This is a genomic window from Micromonospora sp. B006 (assembly GCF_003408515.1).
GTDB classification, from domain to species: Bacteria; Actinomycetota; Actinomycetes; order Mycobacteriales; family Micromonosporaceae; genus Micromonospora; species Micromonospora echinospora_A.
The window spans coordinates 5,689,524-5,709,129 of the sequence record NZ_CP030865.1; the positions used below are offsets into that span (position 1 = coordinate 5,689,524).

Annotated in this window: 19 protein-coding genes and 2 pseudogenes; 10 read left to right on the forward strand and 11 right to left on the reverse strand. The window is 74.0% G+C overall.

From position 1 onward, the window contains the following. Nucleotides 1–538: 538 nt before the first annotated feature. Together MicB006_RS31880 and MicB006_RS25545 are read right to left on the reverse strand one after the other, a co-directional pair. A complete protein-coding gene (locus MicB006_RS31880) occupies nt 539–688 on the reverse strand; it encodes a hypothetical protein (RefSeq protein ID WP_161565957.1) in 150 nt (49 codons plus the stop codon). Nucleotides 689–746: 58 nt separating this feature from the next. Continuing rightward, nucleotides 747–1,262, reverse strand: a complete 516-nt coding sequence (locus MicB006_RS25545) for a 2'-5' RNA ligase family protein (protein ID WP_116509536.1) — start codon at nt 1,260–1,262, stop codon at nt 747–749. A 101-nt stretch (nt 1,263–1,363) separates the two neighbouring features. On the opposite strand from MicB006_RS25545, the gene MicB006_RS25550 reads away from it, so the two are divergent. Next, complete coding sequence (locus tag MicB006_RS25550; protein WP_116509538.1) at nt 1,364–1,870, forward strand: DinB family protein; 507 nt, start codon at nt 1,364–1,366, stop codon at nt 1,868–1,870. Here the strand turns inward: MicB006_RS25550 and MicB006_RS25555 are convergent. Further along, nucleotides 1,857–2,828 (reverse strand): glycoside hydrolase family 88 protein, encoded by a 972-nt coding sequence (locus MicB006_RS25555; RefSeq protein WP_116509539.1) that lies wholly within the window; start codon nt 2,826–2,828, stop codon nt 1,857–1,859. The genes MicB006_RS25550 and MicB006_RS25555 overlap by 14 nt on opposite strands. 133 nt (nt 2,829–2,961) lie before the next feature. Between MicB006_RS25555 and MicB006_RS25560 the strand changes: the two genes are divergently transcribed. Next, entirely contained in the window at nt 2,962–3,336 is a 375-nt protein-coding gene (locus MicB006_RS25560) for an SCP2 sterol-binding domain-containing protein (protein WP_116509540.1), read from the forward strand. Next, the gene (locus MicB006_RS25565; RefSeq protein ID WP_116509541.1) at nt 3,333–5,411 is read left to right on the forward strand and encodes a glycogen debranching N-terminal domain-containing protein; all 2,079 of its coding nucleotides are present in this window, start codon (nt 3,333–3,335) and stop codon (nt 5,409–5,411) included. Before MicB006_RS25560 ends, MicB006_RS25565 begins: the two co-directional genes overlap by 4 nt. 56 nt (nt 5,412–5,467) lie before the next feature. On the opposite strand, the gene MicB006_RS25570 is transcribed toward MicB006_RS25565, so the two are convergent. Continuing rightward, the gene (locus tag MicB006_RS25570) at nt 5,468–6,199 is read right to left on the reverse strand and encodes a Pr6Pr family membrane protein (protein WP_116509543.1); all 732 of its coding nucleotides are present in this window, start codon (nt 6,197–6,199) and stop codon (nt 5,468–5,470) included. A gap of 25 nt (nt 6,200–6,224) precedes the next feature. Beyond that, nucleotides 6,225–6,917 carry a hypothetical protein gene (locus tag MicB006_RS25575; RefSeq protein ID WP_116509544.1) on the reverse strand — a complete coding sequence of 231 codons (693 nt, stop codon included), beginning with the start codon at nt 6,915–6,917 and terminating at the stop codon, nt 6,225–6,227. A 145-nt stretch (nt 6,918–7,062) separates the two neighbouring features. Here MicB006_RS25575 and MicB006_RS25580 point away from each other — a divergent pair, with 145 nt between their 5' ends. Continuing rightward, nucleotides 7,063–7,953, forward strand: a complete 891-nt coding sequence (locus tag MicB006_RS25580) for a DUF72 domain-containing protein (protein WP_116509545.1) — start codon at nt 7,063–7,065, stop codon at nt 7,951–7,953. Between the two features lie 36 nt (nt 7,954–7,989). Then, entirely contained in the window at nt 7,990–8,199 is a 210-nt protein-coding gene (locus MicB006_RS25585; RefSeq protein ID WP_073827448.1) for a GTPase activator, read from the forward strand. 9 nt (nt 8,200–8,208) lie between these two features. Here the strand turns inward: MicB006_RS25585 and MicB006_RS25590 are convergent, their stop codons facing one another. The 5 genes from MicB006_RS25590 to MicB006_RS25610 form a co-directional block, all read right to left on the reverse strand. Beyond that, nucleotides 8,209–8,628 (reverse strand): hypothetical protein, encoded by a 420-nt coding sequence (locus MicB006_RS25590; RefSeq protein ID WP_116509547.1) that lies wholly within the window; start codon nt 8,626–8,628, stop codon nt 8,209–8,211. Between the two features lie 103 nt (nt 8,629–8,731). After that, nucleotides 8,732–9,361 carry a hypothetical protein gene (locus MicB006_RS25595; protein WP_116511803.1) on the reverse strand — a complete coding sequence of 210 codons (630 nt, stop codon included), beginning with the start codon at nt 9,359–9,361 and terminating at the stop codon, nt 8,732–8,734. Nucleotides 9,362–9,431: 70 nt separating this feature from the next. After that, nucleotides 9,432–10,289 carry an alpha/beta fold hydrolase gene (locus MicB006_RS25600; protein ID WP_116509548.1) on the reverse strand — a complete coding sequence of 286 codons (858 nt, stop codon included), beginning with the start codon at nt 10,287–10,289 and terminating at the stop codon, nt 9,432–9,434. Between the two features lie 80 nt (nt 10,290–10,369). Beyond that, the gene (locus tag MicB006_RS25605; protein WP_116509549.1) at nt 10,370–11,587 is read right to left on the reverse strand and encodes a glycosyltransferase; all 1,218 of its coding nucleotides are present in this window, start codon (nt 11,585–11,587) and stop codon (nt 10,370–10,372) included. 315 nt (nt 11,588–11,902) lie between these two features. Continuing rightward, complete coding sequence (locus MicB006_RS25610) at nt 11,903–13,114, reverse strand: globin domain-containing protein (protein WP_116509551.1); 1,212 nt, start codon at nt 13,112–13,114, stop codon at nt 11,903–11,905. A gap of 155 nt (nt 13,115–13,269) precedes the next feature. On the opposite strand from MicB006_RS25610, the gene MicB006_RS25615 reads away from it, so the two are divergent. Continuing rightward, entirely contained in the window at nt 13,270–13,707 is a 438-nt protein-coding gene (locus tag MicB006_RS25615; protein WP_116509552.1) for an Rrf2 family transcriptional regulator, read from the forward strand. Beyond that, on the forward strand, nt 13,707–14,339 hold the full coding sequence (locus MicB006_RS25620; protein WP_116509554.1) for a methyltransferase domain-containing protein: 633 nt from the start codon (nt 13,707–13,709) through the stop codon (nt 14,337–14,339). Before MicB006_RS25615 ends, MicB006_RS25620 begins: the two co-directional genes overlap by 1 nt. Before the next feature lie 82 nt (nt 14,340–14,421). Here the strand turns inward: MicB006_RS25620 and MicB006_RS25625 are convergent, their stop codons facing one another. Beyond that, nucleotides 14,422–15,678 (reverse strand): hypothetical protein, encoded by a 1,257-nt coding sequence (locus MicB006_RS25625; RefSeq protein WP_116509555.1) that lies wholly within the window; start codon nt 15,676–15,678, stop codon nt 14,422–14,424. Nucleotides 15,679–15,967: 289 nt separating this feature from the next. Here MicB006_RS25625 and MicB006_RS25630 point away from each other — a divergent pair, with 289 nt between their 5' ends. The 3 genes and pseudogenes from MicB006_RS25630 to MicB006_RS32855 form a co-directional block, all read left to right on the forward strand. After that, nucleotides 15,968–18,082, forward strand: a complete 2,115-nt coding sequence (locus MicB006_RS25630) for a type IIA DNA topoisomerase subunit B (RefSeq protein ID WP_192900134.1) — start codon at nt 15,968–15,970, stop codon at nt 18,080–18,082. 32 nt (nt 18,083–18,114) lie between these two features. Beyond that, nucleotides 18,115–18,526: pseudogene (locus MicB006_RS32850) on the forward strand (DNA gyrase subunit A); the annotation flags it as partial. 56 nt (nt 18,527–18,582) lie between these two features. Further along, nucleotides 18,583–19,416 (forward strand): annotated as a pseudogene (locus MicB006_RS32855) (LAGLIDADG family homing endonuclease); the annotation flags it as partial. Between the last annotated feature and the right edge of the window lie 190 nt (nt 19,417–19,606).

The window sequence follows — 19,606 nt, forward strand, 5'->3', positions numbered from 1 at the left end:
CCCGAGATGGTGTGGATCTTGGAGTGGGATGGCACCACTTCGCCAAGCTGGTGTGGATCACGGACGTCGGGGGACTTGTCGGAGGTGAGAGAGGTGCGCGCCTCGGCTGGCTGGTGTCGGCTGGCTGTTGCACGCGTAGCTGCGACGGCTGCCGCGCGGGGGCGAGCCTCAAGATCGCCACCAGTTCGCGGAGGTGGCTGCGTCGGAGGGCCTCTGATGTCCCCACTTCCCCGAGCTCGTGTTGATCATGGGCCGGGATGGCACCACTTCGGCGAGCTGGTGTGGATCACGGACGTCGGGGGAGTTGTTGGCGGTGGGAGAGGTGCGCGCCTCGGCTGGCTGGTGTCGTCTGGCTGTTGCACGCGTAGCTGCCATGGCCGCCGTGCGGGGTCGACGGTCAAGATCGTCACCAGTTCGGGGAGGTGGCTGCGTCGGAGGGGGTCCCATGCAGCCTTCTCCCCGAGCTGGTGTTGATCATGGGTCGGGATAGCACCACCTCGGCGAGATGGTGTGGATCACGGCCGCGGGCCGGGCCGGGTCACTCGGCGAGGTGGCTCGTGGTGGGCCGGGGTGGGGCCAGGCGCTCGGCGGGTGGTGGTGCGAGCGGGTCCCCGTTTCGGTGCGGGATGTCCATGATCGGCACCAGGTCGGGGAAGTAGCGCCGTCGGAGGCGGTCTGATGCAGCCACCTCCCCGAGCCGGCGTGGGAGCTGGGGGAGGGAGCTGGGGAGGGATCAGGGGAGGGGGTCAGGGGAGGGGGTGGGAGATGTCGCGGGCGTGGTCGGCCACCGCCGCGCCGACCACCGTCGCGGTCAGCGGCAGCACCTCCAGGCATCGGCGTACGGCCGCGCCCATCAGCGGGTTCGGCACCCGCATGGACAGCGTGCAGTGCGGCACCCAGCGTCCCGGCCGGTAGTGCTCCACCACCTCGACGCCGGCCCGCGCCAGCCGGTCGTGCACCTCGGCGTGGTGCGCCAGCAACTCGGGCGTCGGTGCCGGCCCGAGCCAGAGCACCCGCCCGACGAACTGCCCGGCGTGCTGGAACTCCAGCCGCAACGGCGCGGCCACCACGGTTCCGGCCAGCGCCTCGGCGACGCGGTGCGGGTCCAGGCGGGGCGCCACCGCGAGCGAGACGTGCGGGCGGTGCCGCTGCGCCAGCAGTGACCGCAGGCTCGGTACCCCGTCGGACTCCAGGAGGTCCCACAGCACCCGGATGCGCCGGGTGGCGTCGGTGTCGAGATACAGCTCCAGCGCCGCGACCACCCGATCACCCTAGATGTCGGGTCCCGCGACGAGGTTTGCCGGGCACGCTGGGCGGTACTGCCCGGGGAACGGCAGCAGACGGGCGAGGGGAGTGAGGCCGCGTGGACGCGACGGACGTGCTGATCGAGGCGTACGGCCGGTTGCCCGACCTGGTCGCCGGGGCGCTCGACGGGCTCGACGCGGCCCAGCTGCGGCGGGCGCCGGCCGAGGGGGCGAATCCGGTCGGCTGGCTGGTCTGGCACCTGACCCGGATCCAGGACGACCACGTCGCCGACGTGATGGGCGAGCCGCAGCTCTGGGCCGGCGGCGACTGGGCGGCGCGGTGCGGGCTGCGGGCCGAGCCCGCCGACACCGGCTTCGGGCACGGCCCGGAGCAGATCGCCGCGGTACGCCCGGAGAGCGGCGGCGTGCTGCTGGACTACCACCGGGCGGTGGTGGACCGGAGCCTGGGCTACCTGCGCGGGCTGCGCCCGGCCGACCTGGACCGGGTGGTGGACGAGAACTGGGATCCGCCGGTGACGCTCGGGGTGCGGCTGGTCAGCGTGCTCGACGACGACTTCCAGCACGTCGGTCAGGCCGCCTACGTGCGCGGGCTCATCCTGGGTTGAGCGCCGCCCGGCGCAGCGCGGCGTGCCCGAGCAGGTGGCACGCCTGCGCCTCGGGGGAGGTGCCCGGTCCGGCGAAGTCCGGCGCCCCGCTGACCCCGGTGACCCGGCCGTACCCGTCGACCCGCCGGCCGGCGGCGGCCAGCAGCTCCGCTCCCACGTCGAACCAGGACCGGGGCAGCCATGCGTCGGCCACTCCGGTGAGGGCCGCGTACCCGAGCAGCTGGGCCGTGTTCGCCTCGCGGAACGCGCCGGGGTCATCCAGCACGTCGGGGAAGAGGCCGTCGGCGCCCCGGTACGCGAGGCAGGCCGTCAGCACCTCCTCGACGTGCCCGGCCAGCTCGGCGCGGAGCGGGCCCGGCCAGTCCGGCGCGAGGCGCAGCGCGCGGGCGATCCCGGCGACCACCCAGCCGTTGCCGGTGCCCCAGGGTTCGGGCCGGTCCAGTTCGCCCCGGTCCTCGTCCCAGCGGGCGGCGTACAGGCCGGTGCGGCTGTCGTGCAGCCGCTCCCGGTGCCCGGCCACCTGCGCGGCGGCCGGTCCGGCGTGCCCGGTCAGCGCCAGCAGCGGGACCACCATGTAGACCGTGTCCGCCCAGACCTGGCGGCCGTCGAGCAGGTGGAACAGCGTGCCGTCGGCGGCCCGGGGCGCCCGGCGGGTCAGCCAGTCGAGCTGGGCGTCCAGCGCCACGGCGTACCTCGGGTCGCCGGTGCTCCGCGCGGCGTGCCGGACCACCTCGCCGCACGCGGCGCCGTTCACCGCGCCCACCGAGCCGGCCGTCTCGCCGAGCCGCCCGTCCGGCCGCTGCCGGGTCACCGCGGCGTCGGCGACCAGCACGGCGGCCTCGTCCAGGCCGAGGTCGAGCAGCGCGTGGCCGAGGATGCCCTGCTCCCAGGACTCGCGTTGCATCGTCAGCAGCGCGAGCAGCACCCGGTCGGCGGCGGCGTTCCCGGTCGTCACCATGGCCGGTGGTTACCCGGCGCGCCGCCGCGCCTCACCCGGACCGGGTGAGTTCGCCTCACCCGGGGCACGGGGATCCTCGCGGCACGGGCGGCGCCGTCAGGCGGGTGGCCGCGACGACCGACGAGGAGGCCCGATGAGCGTCTCGGCCGCGGAACACCTGGCCCGGGAAGCCGCCGGCCGGAACCCGGAGCTGCCCGAGACCACCTGCGGCACCATTCGGCTGGACCTGCACGACGACGGCCGCACCGAGCACTGGTACCTGACCATCGACCGTCAGGACGTCCGGGTGGACCGGCTCTCCGAGGACGCGGACCTGGTGGTCCGCGCGGACCGGGAGGTGTTCGACCGGATGGCGGCGGGCCTCCTGCATCCGGCCGCCGCGCTGCTGCGCAACGACATCGCCGTGGAGGGTGACCTCAAGCTGCTGATGGCGCTGCGCCGGATCTTCCCCGGGCACCCGGACGCCCGGCATCCCCGGGAGGCGGCCGGGCAGGCGGTGGCCCGATGAAGCAGGAGCTGGTCCACGTCCTCGCCGGAAACGCCTTCGCGGTGAGTGACGCGCAGGGCGACATGGAGATCGACCCCAGCGCTCCGATCGGCCTCTTCTCCTTCGACACCCGGTTCCTCAGCCACTGGGTGCTCACCGTCGACGGGGAGCGGCTGCACGCCTTGTCCCGCGACGACCTGACCTACTTCGAGACGCGTTTCGTGCTGGTGCCCGGCGCGGCCAGCCATTACGTGGACGCGGACGTGTCGGTGATCCGGCACCGCTTCATCGACGAGGCGTACCACGAGAGCATCACGGTGCTCAACCACTCACCCGAGCCCGCCGAGTACACGGTGCGGCTGGAGATGGGCAGCGACTTCGCCGACACCTCCGAGATCCTGCGTCCCGGCCCGCGCCGTCCGACGATCATCACCGACCCGGCCGGGCAGCGGTTGCGGATCCGGTACGAGCGCGGGCGGTTCACCCGGGAGACGTGCGTCTCCAGCTCGGCCCCGGCGCAGGTGGACCGGAACGGGATGACCTTCCGGATCCGCGTCGAGCCGCAGGACACATGGCACGTCGACCTGCACGTCGCCATGATCATCAAGGGGGCCCGGGGACGGGACCTGCGGGCGAACATCGACTCCCACCGCGAGCAGGTCCGGCAGGACATGCGCGAGGACATGCGGCGCTGGTTCGACCGGGCGCCGCACCTGGTCACCGACCGGCCGGCGCTGACCGCCGCGTACCGGCAGGCGCTGAGCGACCTGGCCGCGCTGCGGTACACGCCGCTGGCGTACGTCGACCAGGTGCCGGTCGGCGGGCTGCCCTGGGCGATGACGCTGTACGGGCGGGACGCGCTGATCACCTGCCTCCAGACCCTCCCGTTCACGCCCGAGCTGACCCCGGCCACGCTGCACATGCTGGCCATGTTGCAGGGCGGCCGGCTCGACGACCTGCGCGAGGAGGAGCCCGGCAAGATCCTCGCCGAGCTGCGGTACGGCGAGGCGGCCGCGTTCGACGAGCAGCCCACCGCGCTCTACTACGGCGCGGCGGACACCACGCCGCTGTTCGTGATCCTGCTCGACGAGTACGAGCGGTGGACCGGCGACGTCGACCTGGTCCACGAGTTGCGTCATCCGGCCCGCATGGCGCTGGACTGGCTGACCCGCTACGGCGACCTGTGCGGTGACGGCTACCTGCGCTACCACCCGCGCAACACGGCGAGCGGGGTGATCAACCAGACCTGGCGCAACTCCCCGGACTCGGTGGTCGACCGGCACGGCGTCGTGCCGCCGCACCCGCGGGCCACCTGCGAGCTTCAGGGGTACGCGTACGACGCGCGGATCCGGGGCGCCCGGCTGGCCCGGGAGTTCTGGGGCGACCCGGGCTACGCCGACCGGCTGGAGGCCGACGCGGCACGGCTGCGGGAGCGGTTCGACAGGGACTTCTGGCTGCCGAACCGGGGCTACTACGCGCTGGCCCTCACCCCGGACGGCGAGCCCGTCGACGCGCTCACCTCCCACCTCGGCCACCTGCTGTGGAGCGGCATCGTCGAGCCGGAACGCGCCGACTCGCTGGCCGGGCACCTGTGCGGACCGGACCTGTACTCCGGCTGGGGCGTACGCACCTACGCCCAGGGGCAGACGCCGTACAACCCGGTGGGCGCGCATCTCGGCGCGGTCTGGCCGTGGGACAACGCGATCGTCGCGGCGGGCCTGCGGCGGTACGGCTACGAGGCGGAGGCGGGCGACATCGCCGCCGGCATGTTCGCGGCGGCGGAGACGCTCGGCGGCTCGATCCCGGAGGCCTTCGCCGGCTACCCGCGCGGGGTCACCAAGTACCCGGTTCAGATGCCTGACGCCGGGCGGCCGCAGTCGTGGGCCGCCGGGGGCCTGCTGATGCTGCTCTCGACCATGCTGGGGCTGCGCCCCTGTGGCCCCAACCTGCTGGTGAGCCCGGCGGTCCCGGCCGGTTACGGGCGGATCGAGCTGCTGGACGTGCCGGGCCGGTGGGGACGGGCCGACGCCTACGGCCGGGAGCGCAGCAGGAGCCGGCGGCTGCGGGCGGGCGAGGACGCGCGGCGGGCCGCCTGACCCGCCCACCCCCGGGCGCGGCCGTGCCCGCGCCGCGTCCGACCGGCCGACAGCGGTCAGCCCGAGCCGGTGGGCTCCCGCGAGGCCGGCCGGATCGGCGCCGGCGAATCCGCCGGTGTGGGCGGCGGCGCGGCCGGCGGGGACTGCGGCGCCCCGGACCGGCCGGTCCGGGCGAGCAGCCGGTCCACGCCCACGAACAGCAGGCCCAGCAGCCAGAACGCCAGGGCGAACCCGACCGCGCTCACTGCCACCCCGTCGTACCCGAGGCGGCCCGCGTCCAGGAACGGGTACGGATAGCGGTCCACCACCAGGCCGCGTACCAGCGCGAACCCGAGGTACGCCAGCGGGAACGCCAGCCACCAGGCGGCGTAGCGGGGGCGCAACCGGCCGCGCCTGTCGAACAGCGCCCAGTCGGCGACCGCCAGCAGCGGCACCACTGTGTGCAGGAACTGGTTGCCCCACCACTCGCCCGGCTGCCGGTCCGGCTGCGCCATGGCGAACGGGCTGGCCGGGTTGGCCAGCACCAGGTGGTAGACCGTGCCGGTGATGGTGATGTAGAGGGTCACCGCTCCCTTGAGGACGCTCGGCGGCTCCGCCCGGCCGCGCAGCGCGCACCAGGCGGCGTAGCCGGCGAGGACGCCGACCGCCACGTTGCTCTGGATGGTGAAGTACGGCAGCAGGCCGGTCACGGTGGCCGGGCCGAGCGCGGTGAGCACGACGCCTGCCACCACGGCGAGCACCACTGCGAGGCGGAGGGGGATCGCCAGTCGGCGACGCCGGGGGGTCACGGGGGCAGAAGCTACCAGCCGGTCGTCAGCCGGTACGCCGCCCGGGCGGGGTGCCGGAGGGCCGCTTCGCCTGCCCCGGCGGGAGGACGTCCGTGCCCGGCGGGACACCGGACGGCTGGACCGGATGAACGGATCTGCCGCCGCCCCGCCCGCCGTGGGCCTTCCCCGGCGGGTCGTCGTCGCCCAGCAGCGTGGCGCAGTAGTCCGGCACGCGCTCGCGGCCCCCGGCCGCGGCGACGAGGTCGCTGAACGCGGGTGTGGCCAGGGCGCGTCCCCGGTCCGCTTCGACGAGGGCCCGGTACGCGACGCAGAGGCCGGGCGGCGCGGACTGCTGCGGCGCCCGGGTCGCCGGTGAGACGGCCGGCAGGGCCGGGCGGGCCGACGGCGCGGGCGGCGCGGTGCCGACCGGCGGCGCCGCCGGGCGCGCGGCGTGCGGCAGGTTCCCGGTCGCGGCGAGCGCGACGCCGCTGGTGAGGGATGCGGCGAGCGCGGACACGGCCACCCGGACACCGAAACGGACGCGGCGGCGACGGCGTGCGCGCCGGGCCTTCCGGAACGCCGCGACCGCTGCCGCCTCCCCGTCGAGTTCGCCCGTGCCGGGCGCGGTCCGGACGGCGGCCAGTACGGCCATCAGCCCCGGCGGAGCGGACGACGTGTCGCCGGGTCGGCCGGCGAGCAGCCGCTCGACGGTTTCCTGGTCCAGGCCGGATGCGTCCATCTCGTGACCCTCAGCGCCGCCACCCCGCCCCGCGTCACACTTCGCCCGGCGGACCGCCGGTGAGGTCGGTCACCCCGGTGCCGGTCCACGGCCCGGATCGCATCTCCGGTTGCCGATGTCCGGCGGTCGCGGTGAACTGAATTACATGGGTGTCATCAAGGTGGGCACGTCCTCGTGGGCCGACCAGATGCTGGTCCGCTCCGGGTGGTATCCGCGCGGGGTCAACACGCCCGCCGGCCGGCTGGGCTTCTACGCCGAGCGTTTCGGCCTGGTCGAGGTGGACACGTCGTACTACGCGGTGCCGGCGCCGGAGACCACGGCGGGCTGGGCGGCGGCCACCCCGCCCGGCTTCACCTTCGACGTCAAGGCGTTCCGCCTCTTCACCGGCCACCACACCCCGGTCGACGCGCTGCCCAAGGACCTGCGCCCGGCCGGCGGCCCGAACCGGGTCCGGTGGCGCGACCTGCCCGCCGGGGCGTACGACGAGCTGTGGGACCGGTTCCACGCGGCGCTGGCGCCGCTCGCGGCGGCCGACCGGCTCGGCGCCGTGCTGTTGCAGTTCCCGCCCTGGCTGGCCCGCACCGACGCGGCCCGGCGGCGGATCCTGGACGCCGCGCGGCGCTGCCGCCCCTGGCCGGTCACCGTCGAGCTGCGGCACTCCTCCTGGTTCACCGAGGACGCGATGGCCGACACCGTGACGTTCCTGCGCGAGAACGACCTCGGGTACGCCTGCGTGGACATGCCGCAGGGGCACGTCTCCTCGGTGCCGCCGATCCTGGTCGCCACCACCGACCTGGCCGTGATCCGGTTCCACGGGCACAGCACGGCCTGGGAGAGCGGGGACAAGCAGGAGCGGTTCCGCTACGCGTACGGCGAGCGGGAGCTGCGGCACTGGTCGGTGCTGCTGCGCGAACTGGCCGGCCAGTGCGCCGAGCTGCACGTGCTGATGAACAACTGCTGCGGCGACCAGGCCCAGCGCGATGCCGCGAGCCTGGCCGACCTGCTCGGCGTGGCGGCCGCCGCCGCGCGCGCCTGAGGTTTTCCCGGCTTCCTCCCGGGTACCGCCGGGTTCGTGGACGACCACGAAGGGGGATCAGTGGAGCAGCGGCGCGGCGAGGACGAGCGGGACCCGCGGGCGACCCGGGAGGCCGAGGAGGCGCACGGCGGCAGCATGGCGCCGGGCCTGGTGGACGACACCGGGCATCCGGTGGCGGAGTCGCCGGTGCCGGACAACGAGCCGTCGGCGCCGGGCCGGCCGGGCGAGGACGGCACCGGCTCCTGACGGCCGCGCTCAGGGGCGGGTCTCCGGGCGCATCCCGGTCGCCTCCTCCAGCGCGTTGTCACCGAGGTCGCCGTCGGCGCGGCCGTCCGGGAACGTCCGCGCCGACGGGGCCGGATCCGGCGGAGCGCCCGGTCCGGCCTCCGGCGTCCGGGTCGGCTCGACGGTGCCGAACCCGTGCCGGCCCGCCTTCGGCCCGCCCGGTCCGGCACCGGCCGCCCGGCGCTCACCGAGCCGCCCCTCGGGCACTGCCGTCTCCTCGCTGCCCTCGTCCATCGGGTCGTCGTCACCCGCGCCCCACGGCGCGTCGGCGTCGAAGCCGCCGGTGGTGCCCCACGGCGCGTCGGCGTCGAAGCCGCCGGTGGTGCCCCACGGCGCGGCCGACTCCGGCCCGCGCCCGTCGCCCGTACCCGTGCGGTCCCTGCTGGTCATGGTCACCTCACCTTGGCTGCTGGCCACCGGCGTGGCCGGTCCGGTCCCGGGGCACCGCGCGGCCGACGGCCCACCCCGATGTGGGCCGTCGGCCGCGCGGTGGTCAGCGGGCGGCCCCGACCAGATGACGGCCGGCCGCGCCGACGGCGGCGACCTTGCCGATGTTCTTCGGCGCGGACATGATGCCGCCCGCGCGGTCCAGCATGCCCCGGAACACCTGCCCCGGCTTCTGCTGCTCACCCATGTACGCCGACACCACGACCAGCGCGCCGGTCATCGCCGGCACCGCCCACTGGAGCAGCTTCATCTGCCGCTGGCTGGCCGCGACGTTCGCCGGTGTGTGGTGGTTCGGCTCGGTAATCCCCTCGACCGGCGGACCGCCGGCCCGTTCCAGCCGCCTGCCGACCATCCGGCTGTAACCGGTCACCGCCAGCGCGCCGAGCGTCAGCGCGGTCTTCACCGCGCTGATCTTCCCCACGCCCGCCTGGCGGGCCATCCGCGGGCTCTCGGTGACCAGCTCGCCGACCGCGCCGGCCAGGTGGGCCCCGATCGCCGCCGCGTTGACCGGCGTCCATCGTGCCCAGCCGGCCGAGGCCACCGGCAGCCGCTGGGTCGTGTCGTTGATCCGTGCCGCCGCGCCGTTGACGCCGAGCGCCCCCATCAGGGAACCGCCGAACCAGGCCGCCAGGCCCAGGTCGTGCATCGAGCGCAGCGTGGTGTGCCGTTCTGACATCAGATCCCCCTCCGCCGTGTTCGGGCGGTGCGGCATACCCACGATCGGGCGACTCACGCCCGGGCGTGGCTCAGCGGCGGGGGAGCGTGCCCGCGAACGCGGCGATCCGGGCGGCCAGCGGCGCCGACGCGCGTACCCAGGTGAAGTGGTCCAGCGGCGCGCCCGCCTCGGCGACCGTGTAGCGGTGCCGCGTCACCGGGGCCTCGGCCAGCTTCTCGCAGAGGTGGTCGAGCGTCTCGTGCGGCGTGTACTGGTCGTCGTCGACGCTGACGGCGAGCACCGGGGTGCCGATCCGCCGCACGGCGGTCTCCGTGTCCACGCCGTCCAGCGCCGGGAACCGGCCGGTGCGGGCGGTGTGCGCCCAGTCGCGGATCACGCCGGCGGCCTGCCGGCCGCCGAAACCCCAGCCGGGCCAGACGCCGAGCAGCCGCGCCGTCGCGGCGATCCCCTGGGTGTACGGCAGCACGCCCCACCCGCGCAGGCCCGGGTACCGCCGCCACCACGGCAGCCCCACCGCCACCAGGGCCAGCCCGTCCACCCGGTCGGCGTCGTGCAGCGCCTGGTGCAGCACCGCCACCTGGCCGCCGAGGGAGTGCCCGAGCAGCAGCCGGGTCCGCCCGTCCAGCCGGGGCTTGAGCGCGTCGAGCACGGCGCCGACGTCGGCGGCCATCTCCTGGTAGCCGTACCGGCAGGCGCGCGACGGCGCCGGGGTGCTCTCGCCGGTGCCGCGCAGGTCGGCCACGATCACCGCCAGCCCGGCGTCACGCAGCGCGGCGGCGAACGGCCGGTAGTAGCGGGCGCGCACGCCCATGGCCGGCCAGATCAGCACCACCGGCGCGCCGGGCGGACCGGCCGGCTCCGGGTAGATCTGCACGCCGAGGCGCGCGCCGTCGACGTCCACGAACTCCTGGGTGTAGTCCCCGCTCACCCGGATCAGGGTACGGCCCGGACCTTACCGGTGGGTAGCAAGGGTGGCCGGACCCGTTGCGCCGGCACACGTGCGCGGCCTCACGCCACCGCCGGTGCGGGCCGGGCCGCGTTCGTCAGCGCGCCGTAGACGGCGACGAGCTGCTCCGCGCAGCGCCTCCAGGAGTACCGGCTGCGGACGCGGTCGAGCGCGGCGGTGGCGTACGTGAACCGGCGCACGTTGTCGCCGAGCAGCCGGCGCAGCGCGGTGCCGAGCGCGCGGGGGTCACGCGGCGGCACCAGGTCGCCGGTGAGCCCGTCCACCACGCTGTCGGCGATGCCGCCCACGTTCGTGCCGATCACCGGCACGCCGCAGGCCATGCCCTCCAGCGGGGTGAGCCCGAACGGCTCGTACCAGGGGGCGGCCACGAGCACGTCCGCCGACCGGTACCAGGCGGCCATCTCCTCGCGCGGCACGCCGCCGAGCAGCCGTACCCGGTCGGCCACGCCGCACGAGTCGGCGAGCGCTGACAGCCGGCGGGCGAACGTGTCGGCGGGCAGCAGGTGGGCCGGTGGGCCGCCGACCACCACGCACTCCGCGTCCGGCACCGCTGGTAGCGCCCGGACCACGTCCAGGAAGCCCTTGCGTTCGACCATCCGCCCGACAGTGAGGATGCGAGGGCGGACCGGGTCGCGGGGCGCGACCGGGCCGTCCGGGCGGAACACCGCCTCGTTGACGCCGGACGGCACGAGGGCCATCCGGGACCGGGGTACGCCCATCCGGACCAGTTCGGCGACCTCGTCGGAGCACTGCACGACGATCCGGTCCGCGGCCCGGCCGAGCGCCCGCTCGTAGCCGGCGCGCCCCGGGGGACTGGTGTCCCGCACGCCCTGGTGGCGACGCTTGACCGCGCCGAGCGAGTGGTACGTCAACACGGTCGGCACGCCGGTGCGACGGCTCGCGTGCACGGTGGCCAGCCCGCTCATCCAGAAGTGCGCGTGCGCCACGTCCGGGGTCCAGCCGCCGCGCCGCCAGGTGTCGGCCAGCCGGCTCCCGAACTCGCCCGTGTACGGCAGCAGGTCGTCCTTCGGCACCCGGTGCGCGGGACCGGCCGGCACGTGGCACACCTGGTAGCCCTCCGGCGCGTCGACCGCCTCGGGCAGCGCGGGGGAGTCACGGCGGGTGTAGACGCGGACGTCGTGGCCGGCAACGGTGAGCGCGGACGCGAGTTCCGCCACGTGCGTGTTCTGGCCGCCCGTGTCCTCCCCGCCGGGGGCGGCGAGCGGGCTGGCGTGCTGGGAAATCATCGCGATGCGCATGTTCTCGTCCTCCAGGATCCGGCCCCACTCGGCGAGGAGCGGTCCGGACCGGACCGCTCCTTCGCCACCTCGCGTGCCCGTGCGCCGAGTCGGTACGCGGCGTCGGCGTCCTCGGTCAGCCGGCGCGCCGCCTCCACGGGCGTGTCGATGCGCATGGAGGACCCGTACCCTCGGCTTGCGCCCCTAACCAGGAGATCGTCGACTTCTCCGCGGGCCCGCCTCCTCCGCTGTGGAGGCTCCCGGCCCTGGCCAGGGCATCGACGCGCGTCCCGGTACCGAAAACGGTTCCGCGGAGTCCTGTTTGGCCTCGGGCCGTCAGCCCGGCAGCATCCCGGGGCCGAACACCTCGTAGGCGATCTGCTCGTCCGGCACACCCCGGCGCAGCAGGTTGGCCCGGACCAGGTTCATGAACGCGACCGGGCCGCACAGGTGCGCGGTCACCCCGGCGGGCAGCGGGACGCGGTCCGGGTCGATCAGCCCGGCGGACACCTCCGCCTTCAGGCCCGGCAGGTCGGCTCCGGCGGCGTCGAGATACCAGAGGCGGACGGCCAGGTTCGGCAGCCGCTGCTGCAGCGCGGGCAGCTCCTGGCGCAGCGCGTGCGCCTCGGCGGCGCGGTCGGCGTGCGCCAGCGTCACCCGTCGCCCGGGGTCCCGGTCGGCCAGGTGGGCCAGCGCCGCCATCGCCGGGGTGAGCCCGATGCCGGCGCTGACCAGCAGCAGCGGTCCGTCGCCGCCGGCCGCGTCCACCTCGCCGAACGCCGGGCTGAGCCGCAGCGTGTCGCCGACCGCGACCCGCTCGTGCAGGTGACCGGAGACCATCCCGTCGGGCGCGCCGCCCGCGCCGCGTACCCGCTTCACGGTGATCCGCCACTCCTGCGCGCCGGGGCGGCCGGAGAGGCTGTACTGGCGGATCTGCTGCCCCCGGCCGCCGTCCAGGTCGACAGCGACCGAGACGTACCGGCCGGGGGTGAAGCCGGGCGCGGCGCCGCCGTCGGCCGGCGCGAGGGTGAGCGAGACGACGTCGGCGCTCTCCCGGGCCCGGCCGGTCACCCGCCAGTCCCGCCACACCGGGCCGCCCTCGGGCACGCCGGCGCCGGCGTAGAGCCGCGCCTCGCGGGCGATCAGCTCGCAGGCCAGCAGCCAGTAGACCTCGTCCCAGGCGGCGGCCACCTCCGGGGTGACGGCGTCGCCGAGCACCTCGCCGACGGCGGCGAGCAGGTGCCGGCCGACGATCGGGTACTGGGTGGCGGTGATGCCGAGCGAGGCGTGCTTGTGCGCGATCCGGTCCAGGACCGGCCCCCATGGCATGCCGGTGTCGCCGGTCAGGTGGGCCGCGTACGCGACCACCGCCGAGGCGAGGGCGGCCTTCTGCGCCCCGGTGGCCTGGTTGCCCCGGTTGAACAGGTCCAGCAGGTCCGGGTGGGCGTCGAACATCCGCTGGTAGAAGCGGCCGGTGATGGCCTCGCCGTGTGCCCGTACGACGGGCAGGGTGGCGGTCACGACAGCTGCTGAGGATTCCGTGAGCACTACCGAATCTCCTTCCGGGGCTCGAACAGGTCGATCCCCACAAAACAGGATTCTTGGAGTCCTCTTTTAGGGTCGAAGGTCCCGGGAGCGCGGTGGCATGGGTCACCGTGAATCTGCTTGTGTCGCGGACGGCACCGAATGGCTAGGGTCGGTGCGTGAGGCTCAACCGGTCGACCGACATGGCGTTGCGGATCGCCATGCTCACCGCCGCGTCCCCGGTCCGGGCCACAGTCGACGAACTCGCCACCCGGCTCGCGCTGCCCCGCAGCCACGTCGCCAAGGTGGTGCAGCGGCTGCAACGCATCGGCGTCCTGGTGACCATCCGGGGCCGCTCCGGCGGCGTCGCCTTCGCCGAACACGCCGGTGACCTCACCGTCGGCCAGGTGGTCCGCGCCTTCGAGGGCGACGGCGAGGTGGTCAACTGCGCGCAGCCGGCCTGCCCGCTGATCGCCGAGTGCCGGCTGCGCGGTGAACTGCGCCGCGCGCAGGCCGCCTTCCTCGCCGTGCTCGACGGGGTACGCCTCGGTGCCCTCGTGGACGGATCCGCCGGCCCGCTCCTGCTCAGCCTCGGCGCCCCACCGGCCGGTCGCTGATGGCCGTCTCCCACCCGATCTTCGCCCGGCTCTTCGCCCGCGCCAGCGTCGCCATGGACCAGGCCGGCATGGCGGAGCACCGCCGCCGTCTGGTCGCCGGGCTGAGCGGCCGGGTGGTCGAGGTCGGCGCCGGCAACGGGCGCAACCTGACGCACTACCCGTCGGGGGTGAGCCGGGTGGTCGCCGTCGAGCCGGAACCGCGCCTGCGCGCGCTGGCCCGCGCCGCCGCGCCCACCGCCCCGGTGCCGGTCACAATCGCCGCCGGACTGGCCGAGGAACTGCCGGTCGCCGACGCCGCCGCCGACGCGGTGGTGCTGTCGCTGGTGCTCTGCTCGGTGCCGGACCAGGCGTTGGCGCTGCGCGAGGCGCGCCGGGTGCTGCGGCCCGGCGGCGAGCTGCGCTTCTACGAACACGTGGTGGCGCAGACGCCGGGCCTGCGCCGGGCCCAGCGCCTCGCCGACGCCACGCTCTGGCCGCTGTTCTGCGCCGGCTGCCACACCGCCCGGGACACGGTGGCCGCAATCGGGGCGGCCGGGTTCACGGTGACCCGGCTGGACCGGTTCCGCTTCCCGCCGACCGGGCTGCCGGCGCCGGCGTCGCCGCACGTGCTCGGCACCGCGATCCGGGCCTGACTCGGCCGGACCGGGCCCGGCCCCGCGTTCCGGCCGGGCTCGGTCCGGCGCCCCCGGGCTGCGGGGGCGCCGGACGTCGCTGTCAGCTCACCCGCACCGTGCCGTCCGACGCGCGGACGCAGGAGACCGCGCGGGCCCCGGTCGCCGCCGCGCCGGCCAGGCACCGGCCGAGCACCTTGTGTCCGGCCGCGTTCGGGTGCCACGACTCCTGGCAGGTCTGGAAGTACGTGCCGCAGGCGTTGGCGATCCGCTGGATGTCGAGCTTGTCGTACCCGGAGAGGCTGGTGACGAACGTGCCGGTCGGGCCGTCCATCAGCCGGATCGGCGTGGCCAGGGCGTTGCCCGGGCTGCCTGTCGACTCGCAGAGCCGGGCCCCGTCGAACGCGCGCTGCACGTTCAGGTAGACCAGGTCGTCCTGCGGGAACTCACCGGCGAGCGTGCCGCGCACCGAGCTGACCAGCGTGCCGAGTCCCTGCGAGAAACGGTGCCCGGGCGCCAGGCTGGCCCGGTGGATCGGGCAGCCGGCCGCGTACCGCTCGGCCCCGAGCGCGCGGAACTTGTCCCGGGTGTCGTCCCGGCTGTCCTCGGTCCAGTAGCTCTGGTCCAGCTCCGGCGGCAGCGGATTGGTGTAGTCCTGGAACACCACCCGGTGCTGGCCGTCGGCGTCGATCTCGTCGAGCGTGGTGAGCAGTTGCCGCAGCGCCGTGGTGGTCTCCGCGGTCGCGGCGGCGAACTGCGCGGCCGTGCCGAGGTCGGCGTCCGTGCACGGCTTCTGCTCCACCGGCCCGCCCAGGTACGCCCAGAACTCCCACCAGCCGGTCCAGGCGTCGGCGATGAACCGGTTGGCGCACTTCTCCGCCACGCTGCCGAAGGTGAACGAGCTGTTGTTCGAGCCGAGGCCGACGAGCACCAGGTCGATGTCGTGGGTCCGCGCCACCGTCCGGAGCTGGTCGAGCTGGGCGGCCACCTGCCGTCCCTTGGCCCGGGCGGCCGAGGCGCCGGCGATGTCGTACGGCTGCCCGCCCGAGCAGGCCAGGTTGAACCGCGCGGAGATGCCCGGCAGGTCGGCCTGGAACAGCGACGCGTTGGGCGAGCGGTGGCAGAAGTAGGCGTTGGCGTTGGCGGCGGACCAGCCAGGGAAGCCCTGGGCCACCCCGTTGACGTCCACCACCGGCGCGTACGCCCCGGCGCCCTCGCCGCTGATGAAGCTGTCACCCAGCGCCACCGCGGCGGTGGGCAGCGCGGCGGCGGCCGGCCGGGCGGGCGCCGCTGCGGCGGGTAACGCCACAGCGGCGAGCGCCAGCGCCGCCGCGAGCACGGAACGACGGAACACGGACATGCCCGACCTCCCAGACATCGAAATGTGAAAGATTCTTTGGGATGGCGATCAGATCACGCGCGTGTGACGGACGTCAATGCCCTGACACCTGGGAACCTCCGTCGGGGAAGACATCGGGTGTGCGGATCGTTGTGCCGCCTGGACGCCCCGTCCGCCCGCCGGGCCGCCGTACGCGGCGGCGGCGCGGACCCGGACGCGAGGTCGATCGCGCAACGCACCGCCCCGGTACCGCCGACCTGTCAGGGCATCCGGCTAGGCTCGCTCCGGCGCGCCGCGCCCGGCGATCATCGTGGGGGAGTCACACGGTGAACGGCACCACACCGCCGAGACCTGGGAGTACGACCAGTTGACCGCACAGCCTGAGACCCTCTACGGGGCCGACGACCTGACGCACCTGGAGGGCCTCGACGCCGTCCGCAAGCGCCCCGGCATGTACATCGGCTCGACCGACAGCCGTGGCGTGGGTCACCTCGTCAACGAGATCCTCGACAACTCGACAGACGAGGGTGTCGCGGGTCACGCCACCACTGTCGACGTGATCCTGCACGCCGACGGGTCGGTCCAGGTCGACGACGACGGCCGGGGCATCCCCACCGACGTGCACGCCAAGTCCGGCATCTCCGGCGTCGAGCTGGTGCTCACCCGCCTGCACGCGGGCGGCAAGTTCGGCGGCTCCGGCTACAAGACCTCCGGCGGCCTGCACGGCGTCGGCGCCTCCGCGGTCAACGCGCTGTCCCGCCGCTTCGACGTCACCGTGCGGCGCGGCGGCAAGATCCACGCGATGTCGTTCCGCCACGGCGTACCGGGCGTCTTCGACGCAGCCGGCCCCGACGCGGCGTTCACCCCCGGGCCCGGCCTGCAGATCGTCGGCGCCATGAAGCGCGGGCAGCGCACCGGCACCTCGATCCGCTGGTGGCACGACCCTCGCTACTTCGAGACCGGCGCCGCGCTCGACACCGAGGCGGTCCGGCTCAAGCTGCGCAACACCGCCTTCCTCGTCCCCGGCGTGGCCTACCGGCTGCTCGACGAGACCGGCGAGGAGCCCGTCGAGGAGCGCTTCCACTTCCCCAACGGCCTGACCGACATGGTGGAATACCTCGCCCCGGCCGGCGACCGGCCGGTCTCCGGCACGCTGCTGGTCACCGGCGAGGGCACCTACCGGGAGAATGCCGCCGACGCCAACGGCGTCATGCAGTCCAACGTGCAGCGCCGCGCCGAGGTCGAGGTGGCGTTCCGCTGGGGCACCGGCTACGAGCGCACCGTCGAGTGCTTCACCAACACCATCCGCAACGCCCACGGCGGCACCCACCGCAAGGGCTTCGAGCGGGCGCTGGCGCGTACCCTCGCCGACGCCGCCCGCAACGCCCGCGGTCTGCTCAAGCCCAAGGAGGACGCGCCCACCCTGGACGACGTCCTGGAGGGCATGACCGCCGTGGTGCACGTGCGCATCCCGGAGCCGCAGTTCACCTCGCAGACCAAGGACGAGCTGTCCACCGCCGGCATCACCAAGGTGCTCCAGGGCCTGGTCGAGGCGCACCTCAAGAGCTGGCTGGACGACCGGCGCACCAAGGCCGAGGCCCGTACGGTGCTCCAGAAGATCGTCGACGCCGCCCGGGTGCGCCTGACCCAGAAGCAGCAGAAGGACGCCGCCCGCCGCAAGACCGCGCTGGAGGGCGCGGCCATGCCGGCCAAGCTGGTCGACTGCCGGGCCACCGGCGTGGAGCGCAGCGAGCTGTTCATCGTGGAGGGCGACAGCGCGCTGGGAACGAGCCGCATGGCCCGCTCCTCGGAATACCAGGCGCTGCTACCGATCCGCGGCAAGATCCTCAACGTGCAGAAGGCCAACCTCCAGCAGGTGCTGGACAACGCCGAGTGCGCCGCGATCGTGCAGGTGCTCGGCGCCGGCTCCGGGCGGACGTTCGACCTGTCCGCCCTGCGGTACGGCCGGGTGCTCATCATGGCCGACGCGGACGTCGACGGCGCGCACATCCGTACGCTGCTGATCACGTTGTTCGCCCGGTACATGCGGCCGCTGATCGAGGCCGGGCGGCTCTACGCGGCGATGCCACCCCTGCACAAGATCACCACGAAGGGCCGCAACGCGCAGACCGTCTACACCTACACCCAGGCCGAGATGGAGGCGACGGTCCGCAAGCTGGAGAAGGCCGGCAAGCAGATCGTCACGCCGATCCCGCGCTTCAAGGGCCTCGGTGAGATGGACGCCGACGAGCTGTGGGAGACCACCATGAACCCGGCCACCCGGGCGGTCCGCCGCATCACGCTCGACGACGTCGACGCCGCCGAGCGGATCCTCGAACTGCTCATGGGGGAGAAGGTCGAGCCCCGCCGCAACTGGCTGATCGACTCCGCCGACCGGGTCGACCGCGACGCCATCGACGCCTGACCACCGGGTTCGTTTCGGAAGGAAACCGCACCATGGCACGCCGCAAGGACGACCGCGCGAAGGCGGATCTGGCCGCCTTCGACCAGGCCGGCGCCCGGGTCTTCGACAACCCGCTGGTCACCGAGGTCTCGGACTCCTATCTGGAGTACGCGTTCTCGGTCATCCACTCCCGAGCCCTGCCCGACGCGCGCGACGGGCTCAAGCCGGTGCACCGGCGCATCCTGTGGTCGATGTACGAGCAGGGCTACCGGCCGGACCGGGGCCACGTCAAGAGCGCCCGCATCGTCGGCGACGCAATGGGCAAGTACCACCCGCACGGCGACACCGCCATCTACGACGCGATGGTACGGCTGGCCCAGGACTTCTCGCTCAACGTCCCGCTCATCGACGGGCACGGCAACTTCGGCTCGCCGGACGACGGCCCGGCCGCGGCGCGCTACTGCGTCGTGGGTGACACCCGGATCCGCCTGGCCGATGGCAGCAGCCCACGGATCGGTGATGTGGCCGGCCTGCCGCCGAACAGCGAGGCGGAGGCCGATTTCGAAGTCCTCGACAAGGACGGCAAAGCGGTTCGCGTCAACAAGGTCTTCAACTCGGGCGTCCACCCGACGCTCCGGATCACGACTGAGACCGGATTCTCCCTCCGTGGTAGTGAGAATCATCTGGTTCTCTGCCTCGAAGCTCCGATGGGCGTCCCTGTCTTCCAGTGGCGTCGGCTCGATGAGGTGACGCCGGGCTCGGTGGTCTGTGTCGCGCGGAACGCATGGAACCAGGTCGTCCCCACCGCTCGCGAATACATGCTCGGCGTGCTCGGTGGCGCCTGGGTCTCTGAAGGCTTCGCGAGCGAGTCGCGGGCAGGATTCAGCAATACCGATGAGCATTTCTTCGGCGAGGTCCTGCATGCCTACGACCAGGTCGTGGGTGGACGACGCTACGTCAGCGACCGGCACACGCGCCGAGACCGTCGCCGCATACACGAACTTGACGTCCAGGACGTCGCCGGCGGGATGGAAGCCTTCCGGGCGAGTCCACTCGCCGAGCTGATCGGTCACCAGGCGAGGGACAAGTTCGTGCCGGAGTTCGTGTGGGCAGGGGGGTGGGGTATCAAGCGGGCCTTCCTGATGGCCCTCTTCGAAGGCGACGGCGGAGTCCGCGTCGCCAACAGCAGCTTCACCATCCAGTACACCAGCTACAGCGAGCGTCTGACTCGGGAGGTCCAAGAACTGCTCGCGGAGTTCGGCGTGATCGCCTGTCGGCGCCACTACACCCGGCCCAGTGGCTCGGTGGAGCACCGCTTGGTGGTTTCCGGGACGCGAAACATCAGGGCTTTCGCAACTCGTGTCGGCTTCCTCCGTACCAAGCAGGCGGTGCTGGCCAAGATGCTGCGGCATGCGCCGCTGCGTTCGCACCGGCTCAGTCAGGACCACGTCCCCTTTGTGGCCGACTACGTGCGCAGCAGCATCGACTTCGATCGTCGGGGCAGCGGACGCAAGTGGCTCACCAGCCACAACTTCGATCGTGTCG

Bases quoted from the DNA above. Each gene is read 5' to 3' on its own strand.
- MicB006_RS25555 (WP_116509539.1), bottom strand. From the start codon at position 2,828: ATGGTGACGACCGGGAACGCCGCCGCCGACCGGGTGCTGCTCGCGCTG.
- MicB006_RS25560 (WP_116509540.1), top strand. From the start codon at position 2,962: ATGAGCGTCTCGGCCGCGGAACACCTGGCCCGGGAAGCCGCCGGCCGG.
- MicB006_RS25565 (WP_116509541.1), top strand. From the start codon at position 3,333: ATGAAGCAGGAGCTGGTCCACGTCCTCGCCGGAAACGCCTTCGCGGTG.
- MicB006_RS25575 (WP_116509544.1), bottom strand. From the start codon at position 6,917: ATGGACGCATCCGGCCTGGACCAGGAAACCGTCGAGCGGCTGCTCGCC.
- MicB006_RS25580 (WP_116509545.1), top strand. From the start codon at position 7,063: ATGGGTGTCATCAAGGTGGGCACGTCCTCGTGGGCCGACCAGATGCTG.
- MicB006_RS25590 (WP_116509547.1), bottom strand. From the start codon at position 8,628: ATGACCAGCAGGGACCGCACGGGTACGGGCGACGGGCGCGGGCCGGAG.
- MicB006_RS25595 (WP_116511803.1), bottom strand. From the start codon at position 9,361: ATGTCAGAACGGCACACCACGCTGCGCTCGATGCACGACCTGGGCCTG.
- MicB006_RS25605 (WP_116509549.1), bottom strand. From the start codon at position 11,587: ATGCGCATCGCGATGATTTCCCAGCACGCCAGCCCGCTCGCCGCCCCC.
- MicB006_RS25620 (WP_116509554.1), top strand. From the start codon at position 13,707: ATGGCCGTCTCCCACCCGATCTTCGCCCGGCTCTTCGCCCGCGCCAGC.
- MicB006_RS25625 (WP_116509555.1), bottom strand. From the start codon at position 15,678: ATGTCCGTGTTCCGTCGTTCCGTGCTCGCGGCGGCGCTGGCGCTCGCC.